At 52.6% G+C, this 18510-nt stretch carries 26 protein-coding genes; 21 read left to right on the top strand and 5 right to left on the bottom strand.

Features of this window, described 5'->3' with window-relative positions:
* The first annotated feature begins 78 nt into the window (after positions 1-78).
* The 9 genes from rlmB to NA330_RS10195 all read left to right on the top strand — a co-directional run bounded on the left by rlmB (position 79) and on the right by NA330_RS10195 (position 7723).
* Positions 79-810: a 23S rRNA (guanosine(2251)-2'-O)-methyltransferase RlmB gene (gene rlmB, locus NA330_RS10235; RefSeq protein ID WP_001293274.1), complete on the top strand. Its 732-nt coding sequence runs from the start codon at positions 79-81 to the stop codon at positions 808-810.
* 132 nt (positions 811-942) lie between these two features.
* Positions 943-1347 carry a YjfI family protein gene (locus NA330_RS10230; RefSeq protein WP_000312605.1) on the top strand — a complete coding sequence of 135 codons (405 nt, stop codon included), beginning with the start codon at positions 943-945 and terminating at the stop codon, positions 1345-1347.
* Positions 1348-1361: 14 nt separating this feature from the next.
* A complete protein-coding gene (locus NA330_RS10225) occupies positions 1362-2060 on the top strand; it encodes a PspA/IM30 family protein (RefSeq protein ID WP_000511981.1) in 699 nt (232 codons plus the stop codon).
* Positions 2060-3130 carry a potassium channel family protein gene (locus NA330_RS10220; protein ID WP_023241867.1) on the top strand — a complete coding sequence of 357 codons (1071 nt, stop codon included), beginning with the start codon at positions 2060-2062 and terminating at the stop codon, positions 3128-3130. The genes NA330_RS10225 and NA330_RS10220 overlap by 1 nt, the downstream gene beginning before the upstream one ends.
* On the top strand, positions 3103-3786 hold the full coding sequence (locus NA330_RS10215; protein WP_000090294.1) for a YjfK family protein: 684 nt from the start codon (positions 3103-3105) through the stop codon (positions 3784-3786). Before NA330_RS10220 ends, NA330_RS10215 begins: the two co-directional genes overlap by 28 nt.
* Positions 3787-3803: 17 nt before the next feature.
* On the top strand, positions 3804-4202 hold the full coding sequence (locus NA330_RS10210) for a DUF350 domain-containing protein (protein WP_000547737.1): 399 nt from the start codon (positions 3804-3806) through the stop codon (positions 4200-4202).
* Positions 4203-4211: 9 nt separating this feature from the next.
* Positions 4212-4850, top strand: coding sequence for a DUF1190 domain-containing protein (locus tag NA330_RS10205; protein ID WP_023241866.1), 639 nt, complete (start codon positions 4212-4214; stop codon positions 4848-4850).
* A gap of 2 nt (positions 4851-4852) precedes the next feature.
* Positions 4853-6016, top strand: a complete 1164-nt coding sequence (locus NA330_RS10200; protein ID WP_023241865.1) for a glutathionylspermidine synthase family protein — start codon at positions 4853-4855, stop codon at positions 6014-6016.
* An 84-nt stretch (positions 6017-6100) separates the two neighbouring features.
* Positions 6101-7723 carry an isovaleryl-CoA dehydrogenase gene (locus NA330_RS10195; protein ID WP_438796411.1) on the top strand — a complete coding sequence of 541 codons (1623 nt, stop codon included), beginning with the start codon at positions 6101-6103 and terminating at the stop codon, positions 7721-7723.
* A 44-nt stretch (positions 7724-7767) separates the two neighbouring features.
* Here the strand turns inward: NA330_RS10195 and yjfN are convergent, their stop codons facing one another.
* The gene (gene yjfN / locus NA330_RS10190) at positions 7768-8043 is read right to left on the bottom strand and encodes a DUF1471 family protease activator YjfN (RefSeq protein WP_001518964.1); all 276 of its coding nucleotides are present in this window, start codon (positions 8041-8043) and stop codon (positions 7768-7770) included.
* Between the two features lie 130 nt (positions 8044-8173).
* Positions 8174-8503 (bottom strand): biofilm peroxide resistance protein BsmA, encoded by a 330-nt coding sequence (bsmA, locus tag NA330_RS10185; RefSeq protein WP_000586836.1) that lies wholly within the window; start codon positions 8501-8503, stop codon positions 8174-8176.
* Positions 8504-8686: 183 nt separating this feature from the next.
* Between bsmA and yjfP the strand changes: the two genes are divergently transcribed.
* A complete protein-coding gene (gene yjfP / locus NA330_RS10180) occupies positions 8687-9436 on the top strand; it encodes an esterase (protein WP_000560303.1) in 750 nt (249 codons plus the stop codon).
* On the opposite strand, the gene ulaR is transcribed toward yjfP, so the two are convergent.
* Positions 9433-10188: an HTH-type transcriptional regulator UlaR gene (ulaR, locus tag NA330_RS10175; protein ID WP_000133618.1), complete on the bottom strand. Its 756-nt coding sequence runs from the start codon at positions 10186-10188 to the stop codon at positions 9433-9435. The genes yjfP and ulaR overlap by 4 nt on opposite strands.
* Before the next feature lie 104 nt (positions 10189-10292).
* Complete coding sequence (gene ulaG, locus NA330_RS10170; RefSeq protein WP_000049161.1) at positions 10293-11357, bottom strand: L-ascorbate 6-phosphate lactonase; 1065 nt, start codon at positions 11355-11357, stop codon at positions 10293-10295.
* A 361-nt stretch (positions 11358-11718) separates the two neighbouring features.
* Between ulaG and ulaA the strand changes: the two genes are divergently transcribed.
* The 6 genes from ulaA to NA330_RS10140 are packed head-to-tail and all read left to right on the top strand — an operon-like array spanning position 11719 to position 16125.
* On the top strand, positions 11719-13116 hold the full coding sequence (gene ulaA / locus NA330_RS10165) for a PTS ascorbate transporter subunit IIC (RefSeq protein WP_000404873.1): 1398 nt from the start codon (positions 11719-11721) through the stop codon (positions 13114-13116).
* A 15-nt stretch (positions 13117-13131) separates the two neighbouring features.
* Positions 13132-13437, top strand: coding sequence for a PTS ascorbate transporter subunit IIB (gene ulaB, locus NA330_RS10160; RefSeq protein WP_000218358.1), 306 nt, complete (start codon positions 13132-13134; stop codon positions 13435-13437).
* A gap of 9 nt (positions 13438-13446) precedes the next feature.
* A complete protein-coding gene (ulaC, locus tag NA330_RS10155) occupies positions 13447-13911 on the top strand; it encodes a PTS ascorbate transporter subunit IIA (RefSeq protein ID WP_000776531.1) in 465 nt (154 codons plus the stop codon).
* A gap of 13 nt (positions 13912-13924) precedes the next feature.
* Complete coding sequence (gene ulaD / locus NA330_RS10150) at positions 13925-14575, top strand: 3-keto-L-gulonate-6-phosphate decarboxylase UlaD (RefSeq protein WP_000056761.1); 651 nt, start codon at positions 13925-13927, stop codon at positions 14573-14575.
* A gap of 9 nt (positions 14576-14584) precedes the next feature.
* Positions 14585-15439 (top strand): L-ribulose-5-phosphate 3-epimerase UlaE, encoded by an 855-nt coding sequence (gene ulaE / locus NA330_RS10145; protein ID WP_000949530.1) that lies wholly within the window; start codon positions 14585-14587, stop codon positions 15437-15439.
* Entirely contained in the window at positions 15439-16125 is a 687-nt protein-coding gene (locus NA330_RS10140) for an L-ribulose-5-phosphate 4-epimerase (protein WP_001170771.1), read from the top strand. The genes ulaE and NA330_RS10140 overlap by 1 nt, the downstream gene beginning before the upstream one ends.
* A 128-nt stretch (positions 16126-16253) precedes the next feature.
* Here NA330_RS10140 and yjfY read toward each other — a convergent pair whose 3' ends face one another.
* Positions 16254-16529: a DUF1471 family protein YjfY gene (gene yjfY / locus NA330_RS10135; RefSeq protein WP_023241864.1), complete on the bottom strand. Its 276-nt coding sequence runs from the start codon at positions 16527-16529 to the stop codon at positions 16254-16256.
* A gap of 193 nt (positions 16530-16722) precedes the next feature.
* On the opposite strand from yjfY, the gene NA330_RS10130 reads away from it, so the two are divergent.
* The 5 genes from NA330_RS10130 (at position 16723) to rplI (ending at position 18439) form a co-directional block, all read left to right on the top strand.
* On the top strand, positions 16723-16929 hold the full coding sequence (locus tag NA330_RS10130) for a hypothetical protein (protein ID WP_024149235.1): 207 nt from the start codon (positions 16723-16725) through the stop codon (positions 16927-16929).
* A 70-nt stretch (positions 16930-16999) separates the two neighbouring features.
* The gene (gene rpsF, locus NA330_RS10125; protein WP_001216673.1) at positions 17000-17395 is read left to right on the top strand and encodes a 30S ribosomal protein S6; all 396 of its coding nucleotides are present in this window, start codon (positions 17000-17002) and stop codon (positions 17393-17395) included.
* Positions 17396-17401: 6 nt separating this feature from the next.
* The gene (gene priB / locus NA330_RS10120; protein WP_001519453.1) at positions 17402-17716 is read left to right on the top strand and encodes a primosomal replication protein N; all 315 of its coding nucleotides are present in this window, start codon (positions 17402-17404) and stop codon (positions 17714-17716) included.
* 4 nt (positions 17717-17720) lie between these two features.
* Complete coding sequence (rpsR, locus tag NA330_RS10115) at positions 17721-17948, top strand: 30S ribosomal protein S18 (protein WP_000135199.1); 228 nt, start codon at positions 17721-17723, stop codon at positions 17946-17948.
* 41 nt (positions 17949-17989) lie between these two features.
* Positions 17990-18439: a 50S ribosomal protein L9 gene (gene rplI, locus NA330_RS10110; RefSeq protein ID WP_001196065.1), complete on the top strand. Its 450-nt coding sequence runs from the start codon at positions 17990-17992 to the stop codon at positions 18437-18439.
* The last annotated feature ends 71 nt before the right edge of the window (positions 18440-18510 follow it).

Below are 18510 nucleotides of genomic sequence, written 5' to 3'. Positions count from 1 at the left end.
TCAAACAGAAGAGGGTGAATTATCTGTAGGCCGGGCAAGCGTAGCGCCCCCGGCAAAACGTAAATAACGAGTACATTAATGAGCGAAATGATTTACGGCATCCACGCAGTGCAGGCCCTGCTGGAGCGCGCCCCTGAACGTTTTCAGGAAGTCTTTATTTTAAAAGGCCGTGAAGATAAACGTCTGTTGCCGCTGATTCACGCCCTTGAGTCCCAGGGCGTGGTTATCCAACTGGCAAACCGTCAATATCTCGACGAGAAAAGCGACGGTGCCGTGCATCAGGGCATTATCGCTCGTGTGAAACCAGGCCGGCAGTATCAGGAAAACGATCTGCCGGATCTGATCGCATTACACGATCGCCCTTTTTTGTTGATCCTCGATGGCGTCACCGATCCGCATAATCTTGGCGCCTGTCTGCGCAGCGCCGATGCCGCTGGCGTACATGCGGTAATCGTGCCGAAAGACCGCTCCGCGCAACTTAACGCGACGGCGAAGAAAGTCGCCTGCGGCGCAGCGGAAAGCGTGCCGTTGATCCGCGTCACCAACCTGGCGCGCACGATGCGCATGTTGCAGGAAGAGAATATCTGGATTGTCGGGACGGCGGGCGAGGCTGACCATACGCTGTATCAGAGCAAAATGCCTGGCCGCATGGCGCTGGTCATGGGCGCAGAAGGTGAAGGTATGCGTCGTTTGACCCGTGAGCACTGCGATGAGCTGATCAGCATTCCTATGGCCGGTAGCGTGTCGTCGCTGAATGTCTCTGTTGCGACCGGGATTTGTCTGTTTGAAGCCGTTCGCCAGCGCACCTGACGCTAATAGTATTTTTTAAGAAAAAACCATCCGATTATGGATGGTTTTTTTTTATCTTTGGCTGGTAATATAAAAAGCAAAACCTACCCTGTAATTTCTTTTATTTATAAAAAATGAGATAGAGATAAAAATATGGCATGGACTCCACGGACGCTGGCGGATGCGTTAAACAACATCGCCGAATTAGATATTGATATAGAAAATAATGAATCTTCATTAATAATAAAAATGAATGATTATGGCGATTTACCACTGGCGGTTTTATTTACCTCGCAACAAATAGTTATCGAGACTTATATCTGTCCGGTAAATACGATTAGAGATACCGCGGAATTTAATCTTTTCTTACTGAGAAATCAGAAGGTTTTACCACTGTCTTCGGTCGGTATTACCCAGGTAAAACAGGAGGAATATTATGTCGCTTTTGGCGCGCTGTCGTTAAATTCGTCGCTTGCCGACGTGACGCTGGAAATCACCACGCTTGTAGAAAATGCGTTGGATATCGCTGAAATAACACAAGTCTATTCACAGGAATAATACAGGCGGCTTACATGGGAATTTTAAAAAGTTTGTTCACGTTAGGTAAATCATTCGTTGCTCAGGCAGAAGAAGCCATTGATGAAGCACAGGGTGTACGTATGCTGGAGCAGCATATTCGCGACGCAAAAGCCGAGCTGGATAAAGCGGGTAAATCCAGAGTGGATTTATTGGCGCGGGTGAAGTTAAGCCATGACAAGCTGAATGATTTACGTGAGCGTAAAGCCAGCCTTGAAACGCGGGCGTTGGCGGCAATGAGTAAGAATGTCGATGCCGCTTTACTCAACGAAGTGGCGGAAGAAATAGCCCGTCTGGAAAATGCCATTCTTGCCGAAGAACAGGTGCTGACTAATCTGGAAGCCTCTCGCGATGCGGTGGAGAAGGCCGTAACGGCGACAGGCCAGCGGATTGCGCAGTTTGAGCAGCAACTTGAAGTGGTTAAGGCGACAGAAGCCATGCAGCGCGCGCAGCAGGCGGTGACGACTTCGACCGTCGGAGCCGCGTCGAATGTGTCTACGGCGGCGGAGTCGCTTAAACGTTTACAAACGCGTCAGGCTGAACGCCAGGCCCGGCTGGATGCTGCCGCGCAGCTGGAAAAAGTCGCCGATGGACGCGATCTGGACGAAAAACTGGCGCAGGCGGGTATTGGCGCAACCAATAAAAGCAATGCTCAGGATGTGTTGGCGCGTTTACAGCGTCAACAAGGCGAATAATGCTCTTTACGTGGATTGTCAAAACCTGCCAGCGTCATTTGTCCAGACTGACCTGGCCCGCTTTGCTGGGCCTGTTTATCGGGCAGTATCTGCTTTGTTATCTGGTGCTGCGCCTGTTGCGCGAAAGCGCGTTGGTGAGCCAGTTAAGCGATTTTATCTATTACTGCTCGGTGGTGGGTTCCACATTAGGTTTTGGCGATCTTAGCCCGCAGACGGCGCCAGGACGTCTGTTCACCGCGCTGTGGCAAATTCCGGTTAGCGTCGGGTTGTTCGGCGCGTTAATGGGAAAAGTGATTGCGCAGGTACAGGGAATGTTAGCGAAAGGAATAACGGGCATGGGCGATTATCGCCATTTACACCATCATATGCTGGTGATTGGCTGGCGGGGTCATCAAACCGAAAAGATGATCTCATTGCTGCTATATGACAAGCGGCGTGCCTTTGAACGGGTTCTGCTGTGCGAACTGGAAGATATTCAGCATCCGCTGCCGGGTAATAACTGGGTGGATTTTATCCGCATCAGCAACTTTAACGATCCGCAGGAACACCAGCGCATGGGGCTGGAGCAGTGCCAGAGCGTGATTATTTTCGCTCGTACCGATGAGCAGACCTTCACGGCGGCGCTCTCGCTGGCAGACTATGTACCCACGCAGTGCCATATTGTGGTTTATCTGGAAGACGAGCGTTATGCCGGATTACTGGAAACCCACTGCCCGCGCATGGAGATAGTCCGTAACCTTTCCGCTGAACAACTTTCCCGTTCCATTCAGGACCCAGGATCATCGCAATCTGTCGCTTCCATTATGAATCCGATGCTGGGCGATACCGGATTCGCGTTGCCTGTCCCGGCTTCTGTCGCGCCTATGCGATACGGCGCGCTAATGCGTTATATGAAGCTTCATCATGACGCGACGGTGCTGGGGATCAGTCACTGCAAGAATGGTCGTGGTATGGAATTGAATCCGGTGATTTCAACTGAAGTCAGAGGCGGTATGTGGCTACATCTGGTCGGTAATAATCGCATTCTGGCTGAAGAGGTCGCATGGCAAGAGATAGAGGTTCCCCTATGATGCAATTTTTTCAGCGTTTGCTCGGTAAAACAAGCGCGCCAGCGCCGATTCGCGGACCATTAGGATTACATCTTAACGCTGGTTTCACGCTGGATACGCTGGCATTCCGGCTACTGGAGTCGTCGTTGCTGGTGGAGCTACCGGGTGAAAAATACACTGTCGCGGCAGCGAGTCGCATAGATTTAGGCGGCGGCAGTCAGATTTTTCGCTACTACACCTCGGGCGATGAGTTTTTGCAAATTAACACCACTGGCGGCACGGATGTTGACGACATTGATGACATCAAACTTTTTGTATATGAGGAAAGTTTCGGTATTAACGAGGAACGTCACTGGCGTTCAGCCATTGCGCCAGCGGCAATAGGGCCGATGACGCTCAACTGGCAAGAACGGCGCTGGCAGCGCTTTTTTAACCATGAAGAGCCGGGCAATATTGAACCTGTCTACATGCTGGAAAAGGTTGAAAATCAGCAGGCAGAGAAATGGGACGTTCACAATTTTACGATGGGCTTCCAGCGCCAGGTGACGGATGACGCCTGGGAGTATCTTCTATTGAACGGGGAAGAATCATTTAATGAGCGCGGTGAGCCTGAATGGGTGTTTTCACGCGCCCTCGGCGTGGATATCCCGCTCACTTCACTGACGGTTATTGGTTAAGCACATACAGGGAAATTATGCATATACTGGACGCATTACTGGCTTTCTGCGCCTATTTTTTTATTGGCGCGGCAATGGTCATTGTATTTCTTTTTATTTACTCAAAGATAACGCCGCATAATGAATGGCAGCTGATAAAAAATAACAATACTGCGGCATCGCTGGCCTTTAGCGGTACGTTGCTGGGCTATGTCATCCCCTTATCCAGCGCGGCGATAAACTCGGTCAGTATCCCGGACTATTTTGCCTGGGGCGGCATTGCGCTGGTGATTCAACTGCTGATTTATGGTTGCGTAAGGTTATACATGCCTACGCTGAGCGAAAAAATTATTCATCACAACGTGGCGGCGGGGCTATTTATGGGAACCGCAGCGCTGGCTGGCGGTATTTTTAACGCTGCCTGTATGACATGGTAACGGAAGATCATGGCAAAAAAACGAAAATCCAGAAGCACATCCGGCGTAGGCCATTCGGCAATAAGACGGATAGCCGAACCGGTCAATCCCTTTGAGCGGCAACGAAATCGCTACACGCCAAAATGCCTGACGCTGGCGATTATGGGCGGAGCGGCCTTTTTTCTCCTGAAAGGGTGCGGTGATGGCGGCAATAGTGACAACGACGGCGATGGGACGTTTTACGCCACGGTGAACGACTGTATTGACGATGGCAATAGCGCCAGCGTTTGCGCTGACGGCTGGAATAATGCGAAAACAGAATTTTACGCGAATGTGCCTAAGCAATTGACGCAGGAGAGCTGTCAGACGCAGTTTGGCGATTGCTACTTTGATATCACCGAGCGGAGCTGGGTTCCGGTATTAAGCGGCTTTTTACTCAGTCGCGCGATTCGTCAGAACCGTGACGAACAATATATCTATAGCAGCGGCGGTTCATCTTACGTCTCCCGTCCCGTCTGGCGCACCACATCCGGCGATTATGCGTGGCGCAGCGGCACAGGGAAAAGCGATACCGTGACCAGCCCTGGTTATATCACACGGAAAGCGTCCACCGTCTCCCGCGGCGGCTATGGCCGTTCTTCCAGCGCCCGCGGGCACTGGGGAGGCTAACCATGCTACGACACAACGTACCGGTACGCCGGGATCTGGATAAGATCGCCTGCGATCACGGTTTTGACTTTCATGTTATCGATAACGAAATTTACTGGGATGAAAGCCGGGCCTACCGTTTTACATTACGGCAAATTGAAGAACAGATCGAAAAACCGACCGCAGAGCTTCATCAGATGTGTCTGGAGGTTGTCGAGCTGGCCGTCCGGGATGAGCAGATCATGCAGCAGCTGGCGATCCCGCCATTGTACTGGGATGTCATCGCCGAAAGTTGGCGCAGCCGCGATCCTTCGCTTTACGGGCGGATGGATTTCGTCTGGTGCGGCAAAGATCCGGTTAAATTGCTGGAATACAACGCGGATACGCCGACGTCGCTCTATGAGTCCTCCTACTTTCAATGGCTATGGCTGGAGGATGCCCGTCGTAGCGGCGCCATCCCGCGTGATGCCGATCAATACAACGCGATACAGGAGCGGCTGATCGCCCGCTTCAGCGAGCTGTACAGTCGGGAACCGCTCTACTTTTGCTGTTGTGAAGATACCGACGAAGATCGCACGACGGTGCTGTACCTTCAGGATTGCGCGCAGCAGGCGGGCCAGGAAACGCGATTTATCTATATTGAAGAACTGGGACTTGGCGTAGGCGGCGTGCTGACCGATCTGGACGATAACGTGATTCGCCGCGCCTTTAAGCTCTACCCGCTGGAGTGGATGATGCGCGACGACAACGGCCCGCTGTTGCGAAAACGTCGTGAGCAATGGATTGAGCCATTGTGGAAAAGTATTCTGAGTAACAAAGGGCTGTTGCCGTTATTGTGGCGCTTTTTCCCTGGCCATCCGAATCTGCTGCCGGCCTGGTTTGAGGGCGAAAAATCGCTCGCAGCGCCAGGTGAAAGCAGCGTGCGGAAGCCGATTTATTCACGTGAAGGCGGCAACGTCACGATTTTCGACGAGCGGCAAAATGTTATCGATCATGCCGACGGCGACTACGCTGACGAGCCGATGATTTACCAGGCGTTTCAGCCTTTGCCGCGCTTTGGCGATAGCTATACGCTGATTGGCAGTTGGATCATTGACGATGAAGCCTCCGGGATGGGGATTCGCGAGGACAATACGCTAATTACCAAAGACACTTCCCGTTTCGTCCCACATTATATTGCCGGTTAATCATACTTTTGTGATCTTGCTCCGGCGTCAATGGCGCAGTCATGACCATACTTGACTTCAGCGCCATTGAAGGAGGGAGACACCATGTCCTGGCAAACACATACCGTTTTTAATCAACCAGCTCCGCTCAATAACAGTAACTTATTCCTGTCTGATGGCGCGCTGTGTGAAGCGGTTTCCCGGGAAGGCGCGGGATGGGATAGCGATCTTCTCGCCAGCATTGGCCAACAACTGGGAACGGCGGAATCACTGGAACTGGGGCGTCTGGCGAACGCGCATCCTCCTGAGTTGCTGCGTTACGATCCCCAGGGACAGCGTCTGGATGACGTTCGCTTTCACCCCGCCTGGCACCTGTTGATGCAGGGGCTTTGCGCTAATCGGGTACATAACCTGGCCTGGGAGGAAGAGGCAAGGGCGGGAAGTTTTGTCGCCCGGGCGGCGCGTTTTGTATTACATGCTCAGGTAGAAGCGGGAACACTCTGTCCTGTCACGATGACCTTTGCCGCGACGCCGTTGCTATTGCAGATGCTTCCCGCCACTTTCCATGACTGGCTGGCGCCGCTGCGCAGCGATCGCTACGATTCGCATTTGCTGCCGGGCGGGCAAAAACGGGGCCTGCTTATCGGCATGGGAATGACGGAAAAGCAGGGCGGATCTGACGTACTCAGTAATACGACCCACGCGGAGCGGCTGGCGGATGATTCATATCGGCTGGTGGGACATAAATGGTTTTTCTCTGTGCCGCAAAGTGATGCGCACCTCGTGCTGGCGCAGGCAAAAGGAGGACTATCCTGTTTCTTTGTGCCGCGTTTCCTGCCAGACGGGCAACGGAACTCTGTTCGTCTTGAGCGCCTGAAAGATAAACTCGGTAATCGATCTAATGCCAGCGCCGAAGTCGAGTTTCAGGATGCCGTCGGCTGGCGGCTGGGAGAAGAGGGCGAAGGGATTCGGCATATCTTAAAGATGGGCGGTATGACGCGTCTTGATTGCGCGCTCGGGAGTCATGGCTTAATGCGGCGTGCGTTTTCAGTCGCCATTTACCATGCTCATCAGCGTCAGGCTTTTGGTAAGCCGCTGATCGAACAACCGTTGATGCGACAAACCTTAAGTCGTATAGCGCTATGCCTGGAGGGGCAGACGGCGCTTTTGTTTCGGCTGGCGCGCGCCTGGGAGCAACGTCGCGAGGCGAAAGAGGCATTATGGGCGCGATTATTCACGCCAGCGGCGAAATTCGCCATCTGTAAGCAGGGAATCCCTTTTGTGGCTGAGGCGATGGAGGTTCTCGGCGGGATGGGGTATTGCGAAGAGAGCGAACTCCCGCGCCTGTACCGTGAAATGCCGGTGAACAGTATCTGGGAAGGTTCCGGCAATATCATGTGTCTGGATGTACTTCGGGTGCTGACAAAACAACACGGCGTCTATGACGTATTGAGTGAAGCTTTTGCGGAAGTCAAAGGTCAGGATCGCCATTACGACCGCGCGGTACGCCAGCTACAGCAACGTTTACGCAAACCGGACGAAGCAATGGGCAGAGAGATTACGCAGCAGCTTTTCTTGCTGGGATGCGGAGCGGAAATGCTGCGTCATGCCTCGCCGCCGCTGGCGCAAGCGTGGTGTCAGATGATGCTGGATACACGCGGCGAAATGCCGCTGCCTGCCCAGGTGCAAAATGATTTACTGTTAAGGGCGACCGGGGGACTGCGGTAACGTTTGACCTGTAGTACATGCCATCCGGCGCGAGCCACGCGGCATCAGGCATAGAGTATCGCCTGTACGCGCCAGTTATCCGACTGTTGTTCTTCATACATTTGAATAATTCTGTACCAGGACGCACCCTGTTCATCGGCTTTGAGGGCGATAATCCGCTCTACATCCTGTGGGTTTCCTGCAACATTACTGACCGAGATCAGGCCGATTTCATTCAGACCCGTTACGCAGTCAGCACTGGCGAATTCGGCAGACTGTGCCGTCGTACTCACCAGTCCGGCAGAAAGCAGCAGTGAGGATAAGGCAAGTTCTTGTTTCATCGTCAGCTCCTTATTACATACCCCGCATTTAACAGGACGCTCCATCACGGTAAACCTGTTTGTTTATTGTGCACAGGTAAACGCATAGGGACGCAAAGCAATGTAAAACTGACTAAAAATCAATCTACTGTTATTGACGATACAAAATGGCTTGTGAATACCACTGGCCGGTTACAACCGTTTCATCAACCATTAAGATAACGTAATAATCGGCTTTCGCAGCGACGGCTTTCGCTCTGATTTCATCTATTGCATCATCCGGGGAGCCCCGAACCAGCGCGCTTACGGTCCCCATCCGCTGTAGTCCTTGCGTTTGATCGCGACGGATTTCCTGCGGGTGATCGGCGACAGGCGGCGCAGGTTGCGGCGTACCCTGCAGCACGCTACACGCGCTTAATAACAGCGCTGCTATCAATGAAGCAAACCGACGCATAACTCTATCTCGTTTCCTGATAATCATAGTGTAATGCCTTATTGATTTCCCTTTAGGGGGAATGTTCCCGAAGTGTTACCTGTCACGCGATTTTCGAATGAAAACGTTGCGAAAGCGTAACCCAGTTCTCAAACATTATGAATTATTGCGCTATCCATAAACTTGCGTTAAGTATTTCTCCGTGGCATACCGGATAAAAAGGAGAGAATAATGATAGCGATTGAAACACGACAATTAGCCGGAGGCGTCGTACTACATGCCTTCCCGGAAGGGAAACGCGCCGTGCCGCTTCCCTGTGTGGTGTTCTATCATGGCTTCACCTCCTCCAGCCTGGTTTATAGTTATTTTGCCGTTGCCCTGGCACAGGCAGGATTCCGGGTAGTCATGCCGGATGCGCCGGAGCATGGCGCTCGCTTCGGCGGCGACTCACAGGGACGGATACACCGATTCTGGCAGATTCTGCACCAAAACATGCAGGAATTTACGACGTTACGTGCGGCGATTCAGGCGGAAAACTGGCTACTTGACGGGCGTTTGGCGGTGGGCGGCGCATCCATGGGCGGTATGACGGCGCTGGGCATTATGACGCGTCACCGTGAGGTAAAATGCGGGGCCAGTTTAATGGGGTCGGGCTATTTTACCGGGCTTGCCCGGACGCTTTTCCCGCCGTTATCCCCGCAGAACCCGGCACAGCAGGCGGAATTCGACAATATCATTGCGCCGCTACGTGAATGGGAAGTCACACACCAGTTAGAGCGACTGGCCGACAGGCCGCTTCTGTTGTGGCATGGTCAGGAGGATGACGTGGTGCCTGCTATCGAAACCTTCCGGCTCCAGCAGGCACTCGCCGCGGCGAAGCTGGATAAGCATGTGACCTGTTTATGGGCCGCAGGCGTGCGGCATCGCATTACGCCAGAAGCGTTGTCGGCGACGGTAGCGTTTTTCCGACAGCATCTTTAAACGCGGAGTATGCTTACACCCTGGGCTTCAAGCTGTTGCAAAACTTGCGGATTGGCATTTTTGCCGGTAATCAGCATAGCGATCTGATCGGCGCGGCTGAACAGCATTCCCGCGCGCTCGCCAATTTTACTGCTATCGACCAGCGCGACCAGTTTCCCGACGACGCTGAGCATTTTTTGTTCCGCCATGGCGGTTAGCATATCGGTCTTGTACAGGCCATCCGCGGTTAAGCCCTTTCCGCTGGTAAACATCCAGTGGCCCGCATAGAGACTGTTTTCACTTCCCTGCGGGCTCAGGGTAATCGACTGGCTTTTATTATACTGACCACCCATGATAATCACGCTGTCATGCTCTTGATCGATCAGATAATTCGCCAGCGGCAGATAGTTGGTAATGATCTGTACCGGCTTCCCGCACATTTCACGCCCCAGCAGGAAAGCGGTGGAACCGCAGTTAATCACTACGCTTTCACCTGGGTTCACCAGCTGCGACGCCGCTTTCGCGATGCGTACTTTTTCATCGTGGTTTTGCGCCTGGTGCAGATTCATCGGCGTCCAGCGGGGCCGCTGTTGGGTAATGGCCTCTGCGCCGTTGCGCACTTTTTTAAGTTTCCCGCTTTCGTCGAGCTTGTTGATGTCGCGGCGCGCTGTCGCCGGGGAGATCCCCAGACGCTCAATCACGTTTTCGACGGTAACAAAGCCCAACTGTGCCAGCATATCCAGCAGTATTTGATGTCTTTGTGCTTCAGTCATGAGCTATTCCGATACAAATTGATTTGAAAAGATGATATTTGAAATAGCCTGGAAATACTAAAGTAAATGGAAAAAATGCCGGGTAATCCCGGCATGATATCGACTCACAGGAAGGATTTGAACGGTAGATCGGGTTCAATGGTAAAGCAATCGTCAAACCCACGCGGATAGTGGTATTCGAAATTGTCTTTATCCAGCGGCCAGGTAAACTTGCCGCCAACCTGCCAGATAAACGGTTTAAAACCATACTTCAGGCGATCTTTCTTCATTTCCCATAGCACGCGGATCTCTTGCGGATCGGCCTGGAAGTTCGACCAGATATCGTGATGGAACGGGATCACCACTTTGGTATTCAGCGATTCCGCCATGCGTAAAATATCCGCGCTGGTCATTTTGTCCGTAATACCGCGCGGGTTTTCACCGTAAGAACCGAGCGCGACATCAATTTGATGTTCGTTGCCGTGTTTCGCGTAGTAGTTGGAATAGTGAGAATCGCCGCTGTGATAGAGATTGCCGCCCGGCGTTTTAAACAGATAGTTAACCGCGCGTACATCCATGCCGTCCGGCAGTACGCCAGCGGCTTTCTGATCGGCGGGCAGGGTGATTAATGCGGTGCGGTCAAAGGCATCAAGCGCATGAATTTCAATATCTTTCACTTTCACGACATCGCCCGGTTTTACCACGATGCAGCGTTCTTTCGGCACGCCCCAGCCAACCCACAAATCCACGCAGGTCTGCGGGCCGATAAACGGAACATCATCGGCGCAATTCTGCATTACGGCAGCCGCGACATTGACGTCAATGTGATCGTTATGGTCGTGGGTCGCCAGTACGGCGTCAATCTGACGGATAGCGAAAGGATCGAGAACAAACGGCGTGGTGCGCAGGTTAGGCTGTAATTTTTTGACGCCAGCCATACGCTGCATCTGATGGCCGGTTTTCATCAACGGATTACCGTGGCTCTGTTTACCGGTACCGCACCAGAAATCGACGCATACGTTAGTGCCGCCTTCAGATTTTAGCCAGATACCGGTACAGCCCAGCCACCACATAGCGAACGTACCCGGCGCGACCTGCTCTTGCTCAATCTCTTCGTTCAGCCAGCTTCCCCACTCCGGAAACGTGCTCAGAATCCATGATTCACGCGTGATGCTTTGTACTTTACTCATCGCATTTACCTTCATGTTTGTTCAAAATGGTTCAAAACGTGATTCGTTTTGATTAATCCTGACACTATTTTCTCAAGAAGGCAATGGGCTATTTTTTGACTTTTGGGGAATAGATAACGCAGTCAGGAGAAAATTTAATCTTGCCTGGCGTCATGGGGATGTAGACATCTTTATGATTTTACTTATTTAATGAAAAAATGAGTTACCTATAAGTAAACCATGTATTAAGTGCGCTAATTATTTGCGCGCTACGTCACATTTAATCAAATTCAATCTTGTTGTGATTACTTTTGAAAATTACAGTGAAGGGACATTATCCTGAGCGCCTGTGACTCAGCAACCTCGTCTACCGGAGATCGTTATGGAGATCCTCTACAACATCTTTACCATTTTCTTTAATCAGGTAATGACCAATGCCCCGCTATTACTGGGTATTGTGACCTGCCTGGGCTATATCCTGCTGCGCAAAAGCGTCAGCGTGATCATCAAAGGGACGATCAAAACCATCATTGGCTTCATGCTGCTACAGGCCGGGTCCGGCATTCTGACCAGCACCTTTAAACCGGTGGTGGCGAAAATGTCTGAGGTCTACGGCATCAACGGCGCGATTTCCGATACCTATGCTTCGATGATGGCAACGATCGAACGGATGGGTGATGCGTATAGTTGGGTAGGCTACGCGGTGTTGCTCGCGCTGGCGCTGAATATTTGTTACGTCTTGTTGCGTCGCATTACCGGTATTCGCACCATCATGTTGACCGGGCACATCATGTTCCAGCAGGCGGGGCTGATTGCGGTCTCTTTCTATATCTTCGGCTATTCCATGTGGACCACCATTATCTGCACGGCGATACTGGTTTCCCTGTACTGGGGTATTACCTCCAACATGATGTACAAGCCGACTCAGGAAGTGACGGACGGCTGCGGTTTCTCCATCGGTCACCAGCAGCAGTTTGCTTCCTGGATTGCCTATAAAGTCGCGCCGTTCCTGGGCAAAAAAGAGGAAAGCGTTGAAGACCTCAAACTGCCGGGCTGGCTGAACATTTTCCATGACAACATCGTCTCCACGGCGATTGTAATGACCATCTTCTTTGGTGCCATTCTGCTCTCCTTTGGTATCGATACCGTACAGGCGATGGCGGGTAAAACCCACTGGACAATCTATATCCTGCAAACCGGTTTCTCCTTTGCGGTGGCGATCTTCATCATCACCCAGGGCGTGCGTATGTTTGTTGCCGAACTCTCTGAGGCCTTTAACGGTATCTCCCAGCGTCTGATTCCGGGCGCAGTACTGGCGATTGACTGTGCGGCTATTTATAGCTTCGCGCCGAACGCGGTGGTCTGGGGCTTTATGTGGGGCACCATCGGCCAGCTGATTGCGGTTGGCATCCTGGTTGCCTGCGGCTCCTCGATCCTGATTATTCCTGGCTTTATCCCGATGTTCTTCTCTAACGCCACTATCGGTGTGTTCGCTAACCACTTCGGCGGCTGGCGTGCGGCGCTGAAGATTTGTCTGGTGATGGGGATGATCGAAATCTTTGGTTGCGTCTGGGCGGTGAAACTCACGGGGATGAGCGCCTGGATGGGTATGGCGGACTGGTCGATTCTGGCACCGCCGATGATGCAGGGCTTCTTCTCCCTCGGTATCGCCTTTATGGCCGTCATCATTGTAATTGCACTGGCTTATATGTTCTTCGCTGGCCGCGCACTGCGCGCAGAAGAAGATGCAGAAAAACAACTGGCAGAACAGTCTGCTTAATAAGGAGTTTTGATTATGACCGTACGTATTCTGGCTGTGTGTGGCAACGGACAGGGCAGTTCCATGATCATGAAAATGAAAGTGGACCAGTTTTTAACCCAATCAAACATTGACCACACGGTAAACAGCTGCGCGGTTGGCGAGTACAAAAGCGAGTTGAGCGGCGCGGATATCATCATCGCTTCTACCCATATTGCAGGCGAAATCAGCGTGACCGGCAACAAATATGTGGTTGGCGTGCGCAACATGCTGTCGCCTGCGGATTTTGGCCCGAAACTGCTGGAAGTGATCAAAGAACATTTCCCGCAAGACGTGAAGTAAGGATGCAACATGAAATTACGTGATTCACTGGCGGAGAATAATTCTATCCGCCTGCAGGCTGAAGCGAATACCTGGCAGGAAGCCGTCAAGATCGGCGTCGATTTACTGGTGGCTGCCGACGTGGTAGAGCCGCGCTATTACCAGGCGATTCTGGATGGCGTTGAGCAGTTTGGCCCCTATTTTGTGATTGCCCCCGGCCTGGCGATGCCGCATGGCCGCCCGGAAGAAGGGGTCAAGAAAACCGGTTTTTCTCTGGTGACGCTGAAAAAGCCGCTGGAGTTTAATCACGAAGATAACGACCCGGTCGATATTCTGATCACCATGGCGGCGGTTGATGCCAACACTCACCAGGAAGTGGGCATCATGCAGATCGTCAACCTGTTTGAAGACGAAGCCAATTTCGACCGTTTACGCGCCTGCCGTACTGCGCAGGAAGTCCTGGATCTCATTGACCGCACCAACGCGGCAGCTTAAGAAGGAATTGAAAATGTCATTACCAATGTTGCAGGTCGCGCTGGACAACCAGACTATGGATAGCGCCTATGAAACCACTCGCCTGATTGCCGAAGAAGTCGACATTATCGAAGTGGGCACCATTCTGTGCGTGGGCGAAGGCGTGCGTGCGGTTCGCGATCTGAAAGCGCTTTACCCGCACAAAATCGTGCTGGCGGACGCCAAAATTGCCGATGCCGGTAAAATCCTCTCCCGTATGTGTTTCGAAGCCAACGCGGACTGGGTGACCGTGATTTGCTGTGCGGATATCAACACCGCAAAAGGCGCGCTGGATGTGGCGAAAGAGTTCAACGGCGACGTGCAGATCGAACTGACCGGTTACTGGACCTGGGAACAGGCGCAGCAGTGGCGCGATGCGGGCATTCAGCAAGTGGTTTATCACCGCAGCCGCGATGCGCAGGCGGCAGGCGTGGCGTGGGGCGAGGCGGATATTACCGCGATTAAGCGACTCTCCGATATGGGCTTTAAAGTGACCGTGACCGGCGGACTGGCGCTGGAAGACCTGCCGCTGTTCAAAGGCATTCCGATCCATGTCTTTATCGCGGGGCGTAGCATTCGCGATGCCGAATCGCCGGTAGAAGCCGCACGGCAGTTCAAACGCTCCATTGCCCAACTGTGGGGCTAAGGAGCGGCTATGCTGTCGAAACAAATTCCGCTCGGCATCTATGAAAAAGCGCTCCCTGCCGGGGAGTGCTGGCTGGAGCGCCTGCGGCTGGCGAAAACGCTGGGTTTTGACTTCGTTGAAATGTCGGTGGACGAGACCGACGCCCGACTGGCGCGGCTCGACTGGAGTCGCGAGCAGCGCCTGGCGCTGGTGAGCGCGGTTGCTGAAACCGGCGTGCGCGTGCCGTCCATGTGTCTGAGCGCGCATCGTCGTTTTCCGCTCGGTAGCGAAGATGACGCGGTACGGGCGCAGGGGCTGGAGATTATGCGTAAAGCGATTCAGTTTGCGCAAGACGTCGGGATTCGCGTCATTCAACTGGCGGGGTACGACGTTTACTATCAGCAGGCCAACGACGAAACGCGTTGCCGCTTCCGCGATGGGTTAAAAGAGAGCGTTGATATGGCCAGCCGCGCCCAGGTGACGCTGGCGATGGAGATCATGGATTACCCATTGATGAATTCCATCAGTAAAGCGCTGGGCTATGCTCACTACCTCAATAACCCGTGGTTCCAGCTCTATCCGGATATCGGCAATCTGTCTGCCTGGGATAACGACGTACAGATGGAGCTACAGGCGGGAATCGGGCATATCGTCGCGGTACACGTCAAAGATACTAAACCCGGCGTGTTCAAAAATGTGCCGTTTGGCGAAGGCGTTGTCGATTTCGAACGCTGCTTCGAAACGCTCAAACAGAGTGGCTATTGCGGGCCCTATCTGATTGAGATGTGGAGTGAAACAGCAGAGAACCCGGCGGCAGAGGTAGCGAAAGCGCGTGACTGGGTGAAAGCGCGCATGGCCAGCGCCGGTCTGGTGGAGGCAGCCTAATGCAAAAGCTCAAGCAGCAGGTATTTGACGCTAACATGGATTTGCCCCGTTATGGACTGGTGACGTTTACCTGGGGCAACGTCAGCGCTATCGATCGCGAACGCGGATTGGTGGTGATTAAGCCAAGCGGTGTCGCCTATGAAACCATGAAGGTAGATGACATGGTGGTGGTGGATATGGATGGCAAAGTGGTGGAGGGACGTTATCGTCCTTCTTCCGATACCGCTACCCATCTGGCGCTGTATCAACGCTATCCGTCGCTTGGCGGCGTCGTTCATACCCACTCCACCCACGCCACGGCATGGGCGCAGGCGGGGATGGCTATTCCGGCGCTCGGTACCACGCACGCGGACTATTTCTTTGGCGATATTCCTTGTACCAGAGCGTTAAGCGAAGAAGAAGTGCAGGGCGAGTACGAGCTGAACACCGGTAAGGTGATCATCGAAACGCTGGGCGAGGTGGAACCGCTGCATACGCCAGGCATTGTCGTGTATCAACACGGGCCGTTCGCCTGGGGGAAAGATGCGCACGATGCGGTACATAACGCGGTCGTCATGGAGGAAGTGGCGCGAATGGCGTGGATTGCGCGCGGTATTAACCCGGCGCTGAATCCCATCGACGATTATCTGATGAATAAACACTTCATGCGTAAGCATGGCCCGAATGCGTATTACGGGCAGAAGTGAAGTATGAGCTCCGGAATGTGAATATTATCGGGATGTCACAGGTCTAATTCCGGAGCCATCTTTCCGCGAAAAAAGCCCCCTGTTCAGGGGGCAAATCAACTATGGCTTTTTCGTTGGTTTTCCTGATGCTAGCGATAAATATTCGCGCTGGCGTGTATATTGCCGTTGTTACCCGGTTCCCGGATAAGTATGACGTGATAATACATTGCGTTTCGCGCGTCGGCCTCTTCATTCAGCGCCAGATTGGCTTCACTTTCCGTGGCGAAGTTGTGGTTGATGTAGATCACGCCTAAGCTGCGCACATCATCCATATTTCTGGCCTGATGATTATTTAACTCGATGGCTGCCATTGCCGTTATGCCAGGCAAAAGCGCAGCCAGAAATAACATTATCCGGGCTCGCATAGAGTACCTCCTCAGCAGCGCGGTCTGGTTGGCGATATCCCCCTTTAGTGAATCGCTTCTGGTTTAATTTTAACCATAACCCGCCGCAGAGATGGCGACCTTTTCTGATGCTGTTGTTCAAAAAATTATCGTATTGTCGTTTTTTACCTGATTAACAACCCATTGATGTATGCCGCTATGTTTAAGAAACCCTGTGTGGCAAAAAAGTGCGCTGACCACAGTGTCAATTTCTCTGCCGCAACAGGCCGTTTATAGTGGTGTGCGATATGAAGTTAATATCTCAGCAGCAAAATGCGACGGGACAGGCGTTACGTTCGGCACGATAAATAATTGTACAATCACCTTGAGTTTGCCCGCAGGCGCCAGTATTATAACGCGTCATTTTTCAGCCGACCTTTAACACGTTCCTTGCCTCCATGGGCCGCGGCTGACCCAGACAGGAGGCTGAATAATCCGTAAGGAGCAATTCGATGCGTCATTACGAAATCGTTTTTATGGTCCATCCTGACCAGAGCGAACAGGTTCCGGGCATGATCGAGCGTTACTCTGCCGCCATCACTGGCGCAGAAGGCAAGATCCACCGTCTGGAAGACTGGGGCCGCCGTCAGCTGGCTTACCCGATCAACAAACTGCACAAAGCGCACTACGTTCTGATGAACGTTGAAGCGCCGCAGGAAGTGATCGATGAGCTGGAAACTACCTTCCGCTTCAACGATGCCGTTATCCGCAGCATGGTTATGCGTACTAAGCACGCTGTTACCGAAGCTTCTCCGATGGTTAAAGCGAAAGACGAGCGCCGTGAGCGTCGCGATGATTTCGCTAACGAAACCGCAGATGATGCTGAAGCTGGGGATTCTGAAGAGTAATTTCTGATGACCAACCGTCTGGCGTTGTCCGGCACCGTGTGCAGGGCCCCCCTTCGAAAGGTCAGTCCATCAGGAATTCCGCATTGCCAGTTCGTGCTTGAGCATCGTTCTGTGCAAGAGGAAGCCGGCTTTCACCGGCAGGCGTGGTGCCAAATGCCCGTTATTGTTAGCGGACACGAAAACCAGGCCATTACTCACAGTATAACGGTCGGCAGCCGCATAACCGTTCAGGGGTTTATTTCTTGCCACAAGGCAAAGAACGGTCTGAGCAAAATGGTTCTGCATGCCGAGCAGATTGAATTGATAGATTCTGGAGACTAGCCATATGGCACGTTATTTCCGTCGTCGCAAGTTCTGCCGTTTCACCGCGGAAGGCGTTCAAGAGATCGACTATAAAGATATCGCTACGCTGAAAAACTACATCACCGAAAGCGGTAAGATTGTCCCAAGCCGTATCACCGGTACCCGTGCAAAATACCAGCGTCAGCTGGCTCGCGCTATCAAACGCGCTCGCTACCTGTCTCTGCTGCCGTACACTGATCGCCATCAGTAATCGGTCACGGTCCATTAATACGACTTTGAGAGGATAAGGTAATGCAAGTTATTCTGCTTGATAAAGTAGCAAACCTGGGTAGCCTGGGTGATCAGGTTAACGTTAAAGCGGGCTATGCTCGTAACTTCCTGGTACCACAGGGTAAAGCTGTTCCGGCTACCAAGAAAAACGTTGAATACTTCGAAGCACGTCGCGCTGAACTGGAAGCTAAACTGGCTGACGTTCTGGCTGCTGCAAATGCACGCGCAGAGAAAATCAACGCCCTGGAAACCGTTACTATCGCGTCTAAAGCAGGCGACGAAGGTAAACTGTTCGGTTCCATCGGTACTCGCGACATCGCTGACGCTGTTACTGCGGCTGGCGTTGACGTGGCTAAGAGCGAAGTTCGTCTGCCGAACGGCGTTCTGCGTACCACTGGCGAACACGAAGTGAACTTCCAGGTTCACAGCGAAGTATTCGCAAAAGTTATCATCAACGTGGTTGCTGAGTAATCAGGCATTCTCGTTTTTGCTAGCAACGAAACGTCGGCCCAGCGCCGACGTTTTGCTTTTTTAACCCCATC

It is taken from the genome of Salmonella sp. NW722, from assembly GCF_051702785.1.
Lineage (GTDB): Bacteria > Pseudomonadota > Gammaproteobacteria > Enterobacterales > Enterobacteriaceae > Salmonella > Salmonella enterica.
The sequence above is the reverse complement of the archived record's forward strand: the minus strand, read 5'-3'. Positions and strand labels throughout refer to the sequence as shown.

Bases quoted from the DNA above. Each gene is read 5' to 3' on its own strand.
- NA330_RS10220 (WP_023241867.1), top strand. From the start codon at position 2,060: ATGCTCTTTACGTGGATTGTCAAAACCTGCCAGCGTCATTTGTCCAGA.
- NA330_RS10195 (WP_438796411.1), top strand. From the start codon at position 6,101: ATGTCCTGGCAAACACATACCGTTTTTAATCAACCAGCTCCGCTCAAT.
- ulaB (WP_000218358.1), top strand. From the start codon at position 13,132: ATGACCGTACGTATTCTGGCTGTGTGTGGCAACGGACAGGGCAGTTCC.
- ulaC (WP_000776531.1), top strand. From the start codon at position 13,447: ATGAAATTACGTGATTCACTGGCGGAGAATAATTCTATCCGCCTGCAG.
- ulaR (WP_000133618.1), bottom strand. From the start codon at position 10,188: ATGACTGAAGCACAAAGACATCAAATACTGCTGGATATGCTGGCACAG.
- ulaG (WP_000049161.1), bottom strand. From the start codon at position 11,357: ATGAGTAAAGTACAAAGCATCACGCGTGAATCATGGATTCTGAGCACG.
- NA330_RS10225 (WP_000511981.1), top strand. From the start codon at position 1,362: ATGGGAATTTTAAAAAGTTTGTTCACGTTAGGTAAATCATTCGTTGCT.
- NA330_RS10200 (WP_023241865.1), top strand. From the start codon at position 4,853: ATGCTACGACACAACGTACCGGTACGCCGGGATCTGGATAAGATCGCC.
- rlmB (WP_001293274.1), top strand. From the start codon at position 79: ATGAGCGAAATGATTTACGGCATCCACGCAGTGCAGGCCCTGCTGGAG.
- NA330_RS10215 (WP_000090294.1), top strand. From the start codon at position 3,103: ATGGCAAGAGATAGAGGTTCCCCTATGATGCAATTTTTTCAGCGTTTG.
- yjfN (WP_001518964.1), bottom strand. From the start codon at position 8,043: ATGAAACAAGAACTTGCCTTATCCTCACTGCTGCTTTCTGCCGGACTG.
- ulaA (WP_000404873.1), top strand. From the start codon at position 11,719: ATGGAGATCCTCTACAACATCTTTACCATTTTCTTTAATCAGGTAATG.
- yjfY (WP_023241864.1), bottom strand. From the start codon at position 16,529: ATGCGAGCCCGGATAATGTTATTTCTGGCTGCGCTTTTGCCTGGCATA.
- rpsR (WP_000135199.1), top strand. From the start codon at position 17,721: ATGGCACGTTATTTCCGTCGTCGCAAGTTCTGCCGTTTCACCGCGGAA.
- rpsF (WP_001216673.1), top strand. From the start codon at position 17,000: ATGCGTCATTACGAAATCGTTTTTATGGTCCATCCTGACCAGAGCGAA.
- NA330_RS10210 (WP_000547737.1), top strand. From the start codon at position 3,804: ATGCATATACTGGACGCATTACTGGCTTTCTGCGCCTATTTTTTTATT.
- NA330_RS10230 (WP_000312605.1), top strand. From the start codon at position 943: ATGGCATGGACTCCACGGACGCTGGCGGATGCGTTAAACAACATCGCC.
- priB (WP_001519453.1), top strand. From the start codon at position 17,402: ATGACCAACCGTCTGGCGTTGTCCGGCACCGTGTGCAGGGCCCCCCTT.
- ulaD (WP_000056761.1), top strand. From the start codon at position 13,925: ATGTCATTACCAATGTTGCAGGTCGCGCTGGACAACCAGACTATGGAT.
- yjfP (WP_000560303.1), top strand. From the start codon at position 8,687: ATGATAGCGATTGAAACACGACAATTAGCCGGAGGCGTCGTACTACAT.
- NA330_RS10140 (WP_001170771.1), top strand. From the start codon at position 15,439: ATGCAAAAGCTCAAGCAGCAGGTATTTGACGCTAACATGGATTTGCCC.
- rplI (WP_001196065.1), top strand. From the start codon at position 17,990: ATGCAAGTTATTCTGCTTGATAAAGTAGCAAACCTGGGTAGCCTGGGT.
- NA330_RS10205 (WP_023241866.1), top strand. From the start codon at position 4,212: ATGGCAAAAAAACGAAAATCCAGAAGCACATCCGGCGTAGGCCATTCG.
- bsmA (WP_000586836.1), bottom strand. From the start codon at position 8,503: ATGATTATCAGGAAACGAGATAGAGTTATGCGTCGGTTTGCTTCATTG.
- ulaE (WP_000949530.1), top strand. From the start codon at position 14,585: ATGCTGTCGAAACAAATTCCGCTCGGCATCTATGAAAAAGCGCTCCCT.